This window comes from Phytopseudomonas punonensis (assembly GCF_900142655.1).
GTDB lineage: Bacteria > Pseudomonadota > Gammaproteobacteria > Pseudomonadales > Pseudomonadaceae > Aquipseudomonas > Aquipseudomonas punonensis.
The window spans coordinates 437,255-450,664 of the sequence record NZ_FRBQ01000003.1 but is presented as its reverse complement, the minus strand read 5'-3'; the positions used below and the strand labels follow the sequence as shown (position 1 = coordinate 450,664).

At 62.3% G+C, this 13,410-nt stretch carries 11 protein-coding genes; 10 read left to right on the top strand and 1 reads right to left on the bottom strand.

Annotated features, from left to right (window positions below; all coding sequences use genetic code 11):
• Positions 1-9: 9 nt before the first annotated feature.
• The 9 genes from BUC40_RS12085 to BUC40_RS12045 all read left to right on the top strand — a co-directional run bounded on the left by BUC40_RS12085 (position 10) and on the right by BUC40_RS12045 (position 11,596).
• Entirely contained in the window at positions 10-1,017 is a 1,008-nt protein-coding gene (locus BUC40_RS12085; protein ID WP_073265925.1) for an AraC family transcriptional regulator, read from the top strand.
• 175 nt (positions 1,018-1,192) lie between these two features.
• The gene (locus BUC40_RS12080; RefSeq protein ID WP_073265924.1) at positions 1,193-2,221 is read left to right on the top strand and encodes a histone deacetylase family protein; all 1,029 of its coding nucleotides are present in this window, start codon (positions 1,193-1,195) and stop codon (positions 2,219-2,221) included.
• Positions 2,222-2,261: 40 nt separating this feature from the next.
• Positions 2,262-3,362 (top strand): polyamine ABC transporter substrate-binding protein, encoded by a 1,101-nt coding sequence (locus tag BUC40_RS12075; RefSeq protein ID WP_073265922.1) that lies wholly within the window; start codon positions 2,262-2,264, stop codon positions 3,360-3,362.
• Between the two features lie 294 nt (positions 3,363-3,656).
• Entirely contained in the window at positions 3,657-4,553 is an 897-nt protein-coding gene (locus BUC40_RS12070) for a metal ABC transporter substrate-binding protein (RefSeq protein WP_083593483.1), read from the top strand.
• Complete coding sequence (locus BUC40_RS12065; RefSeq protein ID WP_073265920.1) at positions 4,553-5,440, top strand: manganese/iron ABC transporter ATP-binding protein; 888 nt, start codon at positions 4,553-4,555, stop codon at positions 5,438-5,440. The genes BUC40_RS12070 and BUC40_RS12065 overlap by 1 nt, the downstream gene beginning before the upstream one ends.
• Positions 5,441-5,445: 5 nt before the next feature.
• Positions 5,446-6,300, top strand: coding sequence for a metal ABC transporter permease (locus tag BUC40_RS12060; protein ID WP_083593480.1), 855 nt, complete (start codon positions 5,446-5,448; stop codon positions 6,298-6,300).
• A gap of 2 nt (positions 6,301-6,302) precedes the next feature.
• A complete protein-coding gene (locus tag BUC40_RS12055) occupies positions 6,303-7,133 on the top strand; it encodes a metal ABC transporter permease (RefSeq protein ID WP_279627145.1) in 831 nt (276 codons plus the stop codon).
• A 386-nt stretch (positions 7,134-7,519) separates the two neighbouring features.
• Positions 7,520-9,463, top strand: a complete 1,944-nt coding sequence (locus tag BUC40_RS12050) for a methyl-accepting chemotaxis protein (RefSeq protein WP_073265914.1) — start codon at positions 7,520-7,522, stop codon at positions 9,461-9,463.
• Positions 9,464-9,652: 189 nt separating this feature from the next.
• A complete protein-coding gene (locus BUC40_RS12045; protein WP_073265912.1) occupies positions 9,653-11,596 on the top strand; it encodes a methyl-accepting chemotaxis protein in 1,944 nt (647 codons plus the stop codon).
• A gap of 115 nt (positions 11,597-11,711) precedes the next feature.
• Here the strand turns inward: BUC40_RS12045 and BUC40_RS12040 are convergent, their stop codons facing one another.
• Positions 11,712-12,089, bottom strand: a complete 378-nt coding sequence (locus BUC40_RS12040; protein WP_073265911.1) for a DUF1090 domain-containing protein — start codon at positions 12,087-12,089, stop codon at positions 11,712-11,714.
• A gap of 205 nt (positions 12,090-12,294) precedes the next feature.
• Between BUC40_RS12040 and BUC40_RS12035 the strand changes: the two genes are divergently transcribed.
• A complete protein-coding gene (locus BUC40_RS12035; protein WP_073265909.1) occupies positions 12,295-13,401 on the top strand; it encodes a Gfo/Idh/MocA family protein in 1,107 nt (368 codons plus the stop codon).
• The last annotated feature ends 9 nt before the right edge of the window (positions 13,402-13,410 follow it).

Below are 13,410 nucleotides of genomic sequence, written 5' to 3'. Positions count from 1 at the left end.
TGCCTACCCATGCTGCACTCCCACCTGACCACCCTGCATGCCGTCGTGCTGGCTCTAGACACCCTTTGCCAGCAGGACGACTGCGCTACCAGCCATCTACTGGCCGGCAGCGGTATCAATCCAGCTGATCTACAACGCCCGGAAATGCGCATCAGCATCGCCCAGGAGCGTCAGGTATTTCGCAATGCCATCGGCAAGCGCCAGGACCTTGGCCTGCTGCTCGGTCGGCGCATGCATGTGTCGTCCTATGGTTTGCTCGGTTTCAGCTTGCTGTCTGCCGCAACGCTGGGCGAAGCACTTGAAGTGGCTTTCAGCTTTCCCGCACTGCTCGGTACGCTCTTCGATCTACGCTTGCGCCGCGATGGCGATCACGCCTGGATCGAGGCCAGCCATTACCGCGACACGCCCGAATTGGAAACCTTCAACACCGAGTTCTGCCTGGCTTCGCTGAAGCTGATCTGCGATGACCTGCTCGGCCGCCCCCTGCCTCTTGAGGCCGCGCGTTTCACCCACAAAGCGCCGCGCTACCAACGCCAATACAGCCGGGGTTTCGCCTGCACGGTGCACTTCAATGCCGCCGACAACGCCATCGTTTTCGACAGCCATTGGCTGGATAGACGCCTGCCCCTGGCAGACCCGGTCACCCACCGCGACACGCTGGAGCGCTGCCGCCAACTGAACCGCGAATTCATCTCCCACCTGGCGCTGATATCGCGCGTGCGCCAGCTGCTCGCCAAGCAGTTGCCGACAGCGCCCGGCCTGGACGGGCTGGCGCGCCAGCTGCGCTGTTCAGCGCGAACCTTGCGCCGCCAGTTGCAGGACGTTGGCACCAGCTACCAGACCCTGTTAGATGAACTGCGCTTCGAACAAGCGCGGCGCCTACTGGAGCATGAGCGGCTGCCCATCGCGCGGATCGCCGAAGAGCTCGGTTATAGCGAAACTGCCAGCTTCCGGCATGCCTTCCAGCGCTGGAGCGGCACGTCTCCCAGCCGCTATCGACGCCCTGCCCACGCCTGACCGGCGCTCCTGACGTGGCCATTACACACGTCCACACGGGCTTGCCAATACGCACCGATACGGATCGCTGCTGCGTCATTTCGTGGCCACATCTATCCCCTTTTGGCCGTTGCGCTCATTTCACCAAACCCCGTTCCGGACGAAGAATGCAGGCATCCCAGTTGGAGAGCCGAGCATGCGTACGATCTACAGCGATGACCATCACTTGCACCATGGGCGCTGCGAAATCATCGACGGGGAGCTCAAGCCCTGCTTCGAGATGCCCTCACGGGCCGACCACGTGCTGGCCAGGGTGCGCCAGCAGCAACTCGGTGACGTCAGCGCACCACTGGACTTCGGCAGAGCGCCGATCGAGCGCATTCACGACCGCGACTACCTGAGCTTTTTCGAGGGTGCCTGGGCGCGCTGGGCAGCCATGGACCGCGACGGCGACCTGATGCCCTTCACCTGGCCCGCCCGTACCCTGCGCAGCGTGGTACCGGACAACCTGCATGGGCAACTGGGTTATTACAGTTTCGATGGTGGCGCGCCGATCACTGCAGGCACCTGGCAAGCCGCTTGGAGTGCCGCGCAGGTCGCCCTCACCGGGCAGAAACTGATCAGCCAGGGCGCCAAAGCCGCATTCGCGCTGTGCCGCCCGCCAGGTCACCACGCTGCAGCCGACCTGATGGGCGGCTACTGCTACCTGAACAATGCTGCTATCGCCGCCCAGGCCTTTCTGGACGAAGGCTACCAACGGGTCGCCATCCTCGACGTGGACTATCACCACGGCAACGGCACCCAGTCGATCTTCTACGAGCGCAGCGACGTGCTGTTCGTGTCCATCCACGGTGACCCGTCCTTCGAATTCCCGTTTTTTCTCGGTTATCACGACGAAATCGGCGAAGGCGCGGGCAAGGGTTTCAACTTCAACCTGCCGTTGGCCGCCGGCAGTGGCTGGGATCGCTGGAGCGCCGCCCTGGAACAGGCCTGCGCACGCGTCGCCGAGTACGCGCCCGATGTGATCGTGGTGTCGCTAGGCGTCGACACCTTCAAGGAAGACCCGATTTCCCAGTTCAAACTCGACAGCCCCGACTACCTGCGCATGGGCGAACGCATCGCCCGCCTAGGCAAGCCCACCCTGTTCGTGATGGAAGGGGGCTATGCCGTCGAGGAGATCGGCGTCAACGCAGTGAACGTTCTGGAAGGTTTCGAGGGCGCCTGAGCCTACTGCCGATAATTACGAAAATTCGGAGCACATAACGATGAAAAATCTCCACCGTCTGTTCGGCGCCACCGTCTGCGGCGCAGCGTTACTGGCCGGCAGCGCCATGGCCGAAGCCCGCGAGCTGCGCGTGTACAACTGGGCTGACTACATTCTTCCGCAAACCCTCAAGGACTTCGAGCAGAAGAGCGGCGTCAAGCTGACCTGGGACACCTTCGAAACCAACGAGGCACTGGAAGCCAAGCTGCTCACCGGCAACTCGGGCTATGACCTGGTGGTGCCGTCGAACATGTTTCTCGATACCCAGATCAAGGCTGGCGTCTTCCAGAAGCTCGACAAGAGCAAGCTGCCCAATTGGAAACACCTTGACCCGGCGCTGCTCAAGCTGTTGGAAACCAACGATCCCGGAAACCAGTACGGCGTACCGTACATGTACGGCACCGTGCTGATCGGCTACAACCCGGACAAGGTCAAGGCCGCGCTCGGCGACGACGCACCCGTGAACAGCTGGGACCTGGTGTTCAAGCCCGAGAACATGGAAAAGCTCAAGCAATGCGGCGTGACCATGCTCGATGCGCCCAACGAGATTCTGCCCATCGCTCTGCATTATCTGGGCCTGCCACCGAACAGCACCAACCCAGATGATTATGAAAAGGCCACCGAGTTGTTGATGAAGGTGCGCCCCTACGTGACCTACTTCCACTCGGCCAAGTACATGACCGACATCGCCAACGGCGACATCTGCGTGGCCATCGGCTACTCGGGCAGCTTCTACCAGTTCGCCAACCGCGCCAAGGAAGCCGGCAACGGCGTCAAGGTCGAGTGGCGCTTGCCCAAGGAAGGCGCGCCCATCTGGTTCGACACCTTCGCCATCCCCAAGAGCGCCAAGAACGTCGAGGAAGCCCATGAATTCCTCAACAACCTGCTCGACCCGAAGGTGATCGCACCGATCAGCGACTTCCTCGGTTATCCCAACCCGAACAAGGATTCCATGCCGCTGGTAAACAAGGCGATCAGCGAGAACGCCGACCTGACGCCGACGCCCGAAGCGCAGAAAACCCTCTACAGCGTCGAGCCTCTGCCACAAAAGATCGAACGCATACGCACCCGCGCCTGGACCAAGATCAAGAGCGGCAGCTAAGCCTTCCATTCCCAAAGACCCCGCGCCTGACGCGGGGTCTGCATTTACGGTGCCCCGCTGCGGCCCAGTTGTCTGAACCTGCCAGCCGTGCGACCGCTCACATGCACTGAACCGCCAAACTACTCTGAAGAACAAGTGCCCAACGACCGCTGACTCAGCCGGCCCCTGCTGGCAACACAAACAAATCTCTAATGCCAATAGTTTTCATTAGCGTAATTTTGTCGCTAGAGTGGCAACCCTGCCCGGGGTCATCGAGCCCGGAGATGTGACTGGTCAAGCCATACGAGGATAGAGATGTTCAATCGGATCCGCTTGCACACCCTGCTTGCCGCCCTTCTTGTATCCCTGCTGCCGCAATTGGCCGCCGCCGAAGGAAAACTCAAGGTCGTGACCACCTTCACCGTGCTCGCCGACATGGCCCGTCAGGTGGCCGGCGACACAGCCGAAGTTGAATCGATCACCAAGCCCGGCGCCGAAATCCACAATTACCAACCAACGCCGGGCGATATTCTCAAGGCCCGCGATGCGCAACTGATTCTGCGTAACGGCATGAATCTGGAGCTGTGGTTTGAGCGCTTTCTGCAACGTATGCAAGGCGTGCCTGCAGTAACCCTCAGCGATGGCGTGGAGCCCATGGGTATCGCTGAAGGCCCGTACAGCGGCAAGCCCAACCCCCATGCGTGGATGTCGCCCGATGCGGCGATGATCTACATCGACAATATCCGCGATGCGCTGGTCGAACACGACGCCGCCAACGCCGAGACCTACAAGGCCAACGCTGAAGCCTACAAGGCGCGCATTCAGGCAACCATTGCACCGATTCGCGAGCGCCTGCAGACGATTCCCGAAAACCGCCGCTGGCTGGTCTCCAGCGAAGGCGCGTTCAGCTACCTGGCGCGCGACTTCGGCTTGAAGGAGCTGTACCTGTGGCCAATCAACGCTGATCAGCAAGGCACGCCGCAACAGGTGCGCAAGGTGATCGACGCGGTACGCGCCAACAAGATTCCCGCGGTGTTCAGCGAAAGCACCGTCTCCGCCTCGCCGGCCCAGCAAGTCGCCCGCGAGACTGGCGCCAAGTACGGCGGAGTTTTGTTCGTCGACTCGCTCAGCGAACCGGATGGCCCGGTGCCGACCTACCTCGACCTGCTGCGCGTCACCTCGCAAACCATCGCTGACGGGCTGGCCGAATAATGCCAAACGCCCTGCACGAAGAGGACAGCATCAACGGCATTCGCGTCGATGGCATCAGCGTTACCTACCGCAACGGCCACACGGCCTTGCGCAATGCCAGCTTCGGCAGCCCGGGCGGCAGCATCACCGCGCTGGTGGGGGTCAATGGCAGCGGCAAGTCGACGCTATTCAAGGCCATCATGGGCTTCGTGAAGCTGGCCCAGGGCAGCATCAGCGTGCTGGGCATGCCGGTAAACGCTGCGCTGAAACGCAACCTGATCGCCTACGTGCCGCAGAGCGAAGATGTCGACTGGAACTTCCCGGTACTGGTCGAAGACGTGGTGATGATGGGCCGCTACGGCCACATGGGCATGCTGCGCCGGCCCAAGGCCAGTGACCGCGAGGCGGTCGACGCCGCCCTGGCCAGGGTCGGCATGGGCGAACTGCGCAAACGGCAGATAGGCGAGCTGTCCGGCGGCCAGAAGAAGCGCGTGTTCCTGGCCCGCGCCCTGGCCCAGAACTCACGGGTGATTCTGCTCGACGAGCCGTTCACCGGCGTCGACGTGAAAACCGAAGATGCCATCGTGCGGCTGCTTGGCGAGCTGCGCGACGAAGGCCGAGTGATGCTGGTGTCGACCCACAACCTGGGCAGCGTACCGGAGTTCTGCGACCGCACCGTGCTGCTGGCGCGCACCGTGCTCGCCTACGGGCCGACCCAGCAAGTGTTCACCCGCGAGAACCTGGAGCGCACCTTCGGCGGTGTGCTGCGCCACTTCGAGCTGCCCGGTGAGGGGCACGACCGCAAATCGCCGCTGATCGGCATCATCACTGATGATGAGCGCCCGCTGGTGCTGTACGACGGCAAATCGACGATCCGTGGCCGCGTCGATCAGGAAAAGGATCAGTAGCGATCATGCACGTTCTGCTCGAACCTTTTTCCTACGGCTACATGGTCAATGCCATGTGGGTCTCGACTCTGGTCGGCGTGGTCTGCGCGCTGCTATCGGTGTACCTGATGCTCAAGGGCTGGTCGCTGATCGGCGATGCCCTGGCCCATTCCATCGTGCCTGGCGTGGCCGGCGCTTATATGCTCGGTTTGCCCTTCGCTCTTGGTGCCTTCGGCGCTGGCACGCTGGCGGCGAGCGCCATGCTGTTTCTCAACCAGCGCAGCAAGCTCAAGGAAGATGTGATCATCGGTTTGATCTTTTCCTCGTTCTTCGGCCTTGGGCTGTTCATGGTGTCGCTGTCGCCCACCTCGGTGAACATCCAGACCATCGTGCTCGGCAACATTCTCGCCATCACGCCGGGCGACACCCTGCAGCTGCTGCTGATCGCCGGCATTACCCTGGCCGTGCTGGCACTGCGCTGGAAGGACCTGATGGTGGTGTTCTTCGACGAGCACCACGCCCGCTCCATAGGCCTCAGCCCAACGCGCTTGAAGGCGATCTTCTTTATCCTGCTGTCCGCTTGCACGGTGGCGGCGATGCAAACGGTCGGCGCGTTTCTGGTCATCGCCATGGTCGTGACGCCAGGCGCCACGGCTTATTTGCTTAGCGACCGCTTCGAGCGGCTGCTGCTGATCGCTGCCTGTATCGGTGGCCTGAGCTGCTTCATCGGCGCCTACGCCAGCTACTTTCTCGATGGCGCCACCGGGGCAATCATCATCGTGCTACAAACCTGCGTGTTCTTGGTGGCGTTCGTCTTCGCGCCCAAGCATGGCCTGCTCGCCGCCCGCCGCCGCGCCGCTCAAGCCCGGTTGGAGATATGACCATGGAGATGCTGCTGCAACCGCTGCAAATCGACTTCATGCAATACGCTCTGCTGATCGCCGTGCTGGTGGCAATACCTGCCGCGCTGCTGTCGTGCTTTCTGGTGCTCAAGGGCTGGGCGCTAATGGGCGACGCCACTGCACACGCAGTATTTCCCGGCGTGGTTATCGCCTATATCGTCGGCCTGCCCTACTCGCTTGGCGCCTTCGTGGCCGGCATGCTGTGCGCGGTCGCCTCGGGCTATCTCAAGGAAAACAGCCGGATCAAACAGGACACCCTGATGGGAGTGGTGTTTTCCGGAATGTTCGGCTTCGGCCTGCTGCTGTACACGCAGATTCACAGCGACGTGCATCTGGACCACATCCTGTTTGGCGATATGCTCGGCATCGGCTGGGCCGACCTGCTGGAAAGCGGCCTGATCGCCTTGGCGGTCACCGCCTTTATCGGTCTGAAATGGCGTGACCTGCTGTTGCACGCCTTCGACCCAGTGCAGGCACGCACCGTCGGTCTGCCGGTGCGCGTGCTGCATTACGGGCTGCTGGCGGTAATGTCGTTGACCATCGTCGGCGCCCTCAAAGCCATCGGCATCGTGCTCACCGTGGCGCTGCTGATCGCGCCTGGCGCTATCGCCTTTCTGCTCACCCGCACCATGGGCGCCATGCTCTTCACCGCAGTCAGCATCGCCGCGGGCGCTGCGCTAAGCGGTGTGTACCTGAGCTTCTTTATCGACAGCGCACCGGGGCCGACCATCGTGGTACTGCTCAGCGCGCTGTTTGTGGTGGTGTTCATCTACGCCAACAGGCGTGAGCACAGGAGCGCCGCGCAACTGTAGAATCGCCGCGCCTCCACTTTCGAACATGCGGTGTCACGTTCAAACCCCGCTTGACTCTGCTGGTGGCGTGCCTGTCACTGACCGCCTGCAGCACGCCCACGCCCCCGCCGCGTCCAAAGGCGCCGACGAGTTCGCCCGACAATTCGCTCGCCTCGCCATGCAGGCAACCTATCTCATAGGCCGGGAGAACAACCTGTGATGTCGACGGCTGCCCGAGCGACTGATTAAAAATCATCAAACCAACATGGCATACCACATACCAATAGTTTACGCTCGGTACACACCAAAAATAGCAATAAGCCAGCACGCAAATCAGCACGTAGTCTCGCGTCCTTTCTGACTGCTTCACCTGAAAAACAACATCCCTTGCCCGAGCAGGAACCATCGTGAACATCAAACAAAAGCTTACTTGGGGCTTTGCCGCCATCGCCTGCGTGCCCGTGGTGCTGGTCGCCATCGTGGTTGTCATCAACCTGCGCGAGCAGGCCCAGGACGATTTTCTCGACAGCAGCAGCCGGGAGATTCGCCAGATCGACAATGCGATGAACCAGTTCTTCGACGCCATCGCCCAGAACGTCGAATACCTGGCCAAGAGCGACCTACTGCGAAACACCGAGAACCTGAAGAACTACACCGCAGCCGACGCTGCCCAGATGCCACTGCCGGCCAGCAACCAGGTCCTGCTGTACGGGCTCAATCAGTTCGCCACCAGCCACCCGACCACCGCTTACCTGCAGGTGGGCCACCAGGATGGCGGCTACCTGGTGTGGCCGGACGACCCCAAGCTCAACAGCTACGACCCGCGCCAACGCCCCTGGTACAAGGCCGCCATGGCTGCGCCCGGCAAGATCGTGCGCACCCCGGCCTACTACTGGGCGCCCGATGACGTGGTGCTGATGGGTACCGTGCACACCATCGACAACGCCCAGGGCCAGCCGCTGGGCGCCATCGGCCTGGACGTGTCGCTCAAGCAGCTCACCGACCTGGTCAAACAGATAAAACTCGGTGACAGCGGTTATCTGATGCTGCTGGAAAGCAGCGGCAGTGTGCTGGTCGACCCGCGCGATGCGGCGCACAACTTCAAGCGACTGGATGAGCTCGGTGACGGCTACCGCGAGTTGGCTGGCGTGAAGAGTGGCTTCGCCGAGGTTGAGCTCGACGGCGTTACCTACATGGCCAACGTCTGGTCGTCGGAGAAGCTGGGCTGGCGCTTTATCGGTCTCATCGAGCGCAGCGAAGTGATGGCCAAGGCCACCAGCCTGACCTGGCAGATCGGCGTGATCGCTGCGGTGCTGGCCGTGCTGTTCGCCATCGTCGGCGCCAGCTTCGCCGGGCTGATCGTCAAACCGATCCGCAGCGTGGCCGGTGGCCTGGAAGGCATCGCCCAGGGCGAAGGCGACCTGACCCGCAACCTCGACGTGCGCGGCAACGACGAAACTGCCCTGCTGGCGCGCTGGTTTAACCAGTTCCTGGGGGCCATCCGCACCCTGGTACAGCGCATTGGCAGCGCCTCGGCGGACCTGCAGACCGCCTCGGACGCCACCACCCGCGTCGCCCTGGATATGAACGATGCGGCCGTGCGCCAGCGCGAGGCCGTGGAACTGGTGTCCACCGCCTTCAACGAGATGGTCGCCACCGCCAACGAAGTGGCCCGCTCCTGCAGCCAGGCGGCCAGCTCGGCGGACTCCGGCCAGCGCCAGGTGCATGGCGGCCAGTTGCAGATCGACGAAGCCACCGGCAGCGTCACCCAGCTCAGCGAGAACCTGCAGAAATCCGCCCAGGCCATGCAGGTGCTCGAGCAGGACAGCAAGAACATCAACGCCATCCTCGACACCATCCGCTCGATCGCAGAGCAGACCAACCTGCTGGCCCTCAACGCCGCCATCGAAGCAGCGCGCGCCGGTGAACAGGGCCGCGGCTTTGCGGTGGTCGCCGACGAAGTACGCGCGCTGGCCAAGCGTACCGCCGACTCCACCGGAGAAATCGACAGCCTGCTCGGCGGCCTGGCCAAACGCACCCAGGACGTGACCAAGCAGATGCAAAGCAGCCTGAGCATGTCGCAGCAAAGCGTGGAGCGCATCCAGCAGGCTCGCGACAGCTTTGAGCAGATCCGCGCCTCGGTGGATGAAATCCGCGATCAGAACAACCAGATCGCCACCGCTGCCGAAGAGCAACATCATGTGGCCGAGGACATCAACCGGCACATCACGCAAATCCATACCGATGCCCAACTGGTCGAGGAGCTGGCCCAGTCGGCACGTAGCGACTCGCAACGCCTGGAAATCCTGTCTGGCGAACTCAACGGCCTGGTTCGCCGCTTCAGAACCTGATTCTTCCCTTCCTCATATCCCCGCCATCAACGCCCGCCGGTCACGCAAAAAACGTGACTGGCGGGCGCTCAAGTTTGCGCTCGCCACGCCGATTCAGTGATCAGAACAAATCGAAATACTGCGTACTTCTGCCTGTTTCAAAGCTAAAAACTCGACAAGAACGCTTTACGACCCTGCAGGAATCACCCCGTGAACATCAAACAGAAACTTACCTGGGCCTTCGCGGCCGTCGCCTGCGTGCCCGTCGTTCTGGTCGCCGTTGTGGTGGCGATCAACTTGCGCACCCAGGCGCAAAACGACTTCCTGGACAGCAGCGGTCGCGAAATCCGCCAGATCGAAAACGCCATGAATCAGTTCTTCGACGCCATCGCGCAGAACGTCGAGTACCTGGCCAAGCAACCTGTCGTCCGCAACGCCGGCGAGCTGAAGAACTACTCCGGCGCCGATGCGGCGCAGATTCCGCAGACCGATGAGGGCAAGGTATTTTTGGAGATGTTCGGCCAGTTCGCCGCCAGCCACCCGAGCACTGCCTACCTGTCGATCGGCAAGGCAGACGGCGGCTACGCCTCCTGGCCCGACGACGCCAAGCTGAGCGGCTATGACCCGCGCGTACGCCCCTGGTACAAGGCCGCCATGGCCTCACCGGGCAAGACCGTGCGCACGGCCGCCTACTACTGGGCGCCGGACGACGTGGTGCTGATGGGCACCGTGCATACCATCGATAATCAGCAGGGTCAGCCAGTCGGCGTACTGGGTCTGGACGTTTCGCTCAAGCAGCTCACCGAGCTGGTCAAGCAGATCAAACTTGGCGAAAGCGGCTACCTGATGCTGCTCGAAAGCAACGGCAACGTGCTGGTCGACCCGCGCACCCCGGAACATAACTTCAAGTTGATCAGCGAGCTGGGTGACGGCTACGCGGAGCTAGCCAGCGTCGAGAGCGGCCTGGTCGAAGTCGAGCTTGGTGGTGTGTCCTACATGGCCAACGTCTGGTCCTCGAAAACCCTCGGCTGGCGCTTCATCGGCCTGATCGAGCGCAACGAAGTCATGGCCCAGGCCACCAGCCTGACCTGGCAGATTGGCGTGATCGCTGCAGTGCTGGCCGTGTTGTTCGCCATCGTCGGCGCCAGCTTCGCCGGGTTGATCGTTAAACCGATTCGCAGCGTGGCCGGCGGCCTGGAAGGTATCGCTCAGGGTGAAGGCGACCTGACCCGTAACCTCGACGTGCGCGGCAACGATGAAACTGCCCTGCTGGCGCGCTGGTTCAACCAGTTCCTCGGCGCCATCCGCACCCTGGTACAACGCATCGGCAGTGCCTCGGCGGACCTGCAGACCGCATCGGATGCCAGCACCCGCGTGGCCCGTGACATGAACGATGCTGCCGGCCGTCAGCGTGAAGCCGTGGAGCTGGTTTCCACCGCTTTCAACGAGATGGTCGCCACCGCCAACGAAGTGGCCCGCTCGTGCAGCCACGCCGCCAGTTCGGCGGACTCCGGCCAGCGCCAGGTGCATGACGGCCAACTGCAGATCGACGAAGCCACCGGCAGCGTCACCCAGCTCAGCGAAAACCTGCAGAAATCCGCCCAGGCCATGCAGGTGCTCGAGCAGGACAGCAAGAACATCAACGCGATTCTCGACACCATTCGCTCGATCGCCGAGCAGACCAACCTGCTGGCGCTCAACGCGGCCATCGAGGCGGCGCGGGCTGGCGAGCAGGGTCGTGGCTTTGCGGTGGTGGCCGATGAAGTGCGCGCGCTGGCCAAACGCACCGCGGATTCGACCGGCGAGATCGACGGCTTGCTCGGCGGGCTGGCCCGCCGCACACAAGAAGTGACCAAACAGATGCAGAGCAGCCTGAGCATGTCGCTGACAAGCGTGGAGCGCATCCAGCAGGCCCGCGACAGCTTCGAGCATATCCGCGCCTCGGTGGACGAGATTCGCGATCAGAACAATCAGATCGCCACCGCTGCTGAAGAACAGCACCACGTGGCCGAGGACATAAACCGGCACATCGCGCAGATCCACACCGATGCCCAACTGGTCGAAGAACTGGCCCATTCGGCGCGCACCGACTCGCAACGCCTGGAGTCGCTATCAGGTGAGCTGAACGGTCTGGTCGGTCGCTTCCGTACCTGACTCGCGCACCGAGGCGCAAGCTCCCGGCTTGCACCTCGGCTAGCCAACAAGCCCGCTGGAAGCGCCAAAGCCCTGCAGACTCTGCAGGGCTTTGGCGTTGCCGGCTACCGACGTATCAGCGGGGGAATTCGGCCTCTGCAGCATTTAACTCCTGCATTGCCTCATCGAGCTTGGCCTGGCGCTTGGCGATTTTTTCAGGGTCGCCGCCCAGCTCAGCATCACGCAGGTCAGCCTCACGCTCACGTATCTCATCGCGGGCCTTGTCGATCCTGGCTTGCAGCTCGCGCATCAATTCTTTGTCCGAGCAGTTCTCGCGCACGCCATCCAGCGCTGTACTTAGCCCTTTGGCTTTATCAGTAAGACCTTCGGCCCAGGCAGCCTGCAGCTGTTTTTCGATTTTCTCGGCCTTTGCTTCGCAAAACGGATTGGCAGATGAGTCGGCCAGAGCCGGCAAAGCGGCCACGCACAACAGGCAGGGAATCAGGGCTTTCATCAACGCGCTCCATTTACCGCAGACAGCTGCGCCGGACGGCGTGCCGCGCATACAGACCACGGATTACCGCGATGATTTCACGGCCGTCGCAAACAGCGCTGAAACGCCGACCGGCAGGCGCTTTGCAGGAACTTCGTCTAGCCTCACCTGCCGATCTAATAAGAAGCTGAACAATGCAGTTCGGCGTTGCAGAGGAGTTGATGAAATGCCCGATGCTCAAGGCAAGGTTCGTTACGCAGTAGTCGGTGGCGGCTGGATTTCTCAAGGTGCATTCATGCCCGGCGTAGGCCAGACCGACAACTCGGTGATCACCGCACTGGTGACCGGCGACCCGATCAAGGCCGACAAGCTGGCAGCGCTCTACAACATCAAGAGCTATCGCTACGAGGAGTTCCCCGCCCTGCTCGCCTCGGGCGAAATCGACGCCATCTACCTGGCCACCCCAAATTTTCGCCACCGCGAGTTCGCCGAGCCGGCGCTCGACGCCGGCATCCACGTGCTGCTGGAAAAGCCCATGGCCACCAGCCAGGAAGACTGCCAGGCCATTACCGCAGCGGCCGAACGCTCGGGCGCCAAGCTGATGATAGCCTACCGCCTGCACTTCGAACCTGGCACCGTGGAGATGATTCACCGCGTTCGCGCCGGTGATATCGGCGACCCTCGGCTGTTCAACGCCACCTTCACGCAGACCGTCGATCCAGCCAACCACCGCATGCAGAGCGGCTACTGGGCCGGGCCGGTGACCGACATGGGGCCATATCCGATCAACGCCGTGCGCAACCTGTTCGACGACGAGCCCCTGGAAGTGCGCGCCGTGGCCGTGCAAACACCGGGACGCGAAATCAACACGCCAGACACGGTCGCTGTGACCATGCGCTTTGCCGACGAGCGCATGGCCACATTCACCGTCAGCTACAGCCTGCCCTACACCGAGCGTTTTCAGGTGCTCGGCAGCAAGGGTGAATTCGAAGCCTCTCCCTGCTTCGGCTTTGGCGAAGGCACGGCGGTCAGTTACCGCGCCACCATCGGCGGCAAGACCACTGAGCACGAGCATCCAGTGGTCGACCAGTTCGCCGGTGAAACCCAGTACTTCTCCGACTGCATCCTGCAGAACCGTGAGCCGGAGCCGGACGGCGATGAAGGTTGGCGCGACGTGCGCGTGCTCGAAGCCATCGAACGCGCCCTGGAAACCGGCCGACCACAACGCCTCGACCCGCTGCCCAAGCGCCCTGGCGTCAGTGTCGAGCAGGCTCGCCGCCTACCGCTGGCCAAAGTGCCAGAGTACGTCAACACCAGCGAACCGGTGAGCTGAGGCTTATCG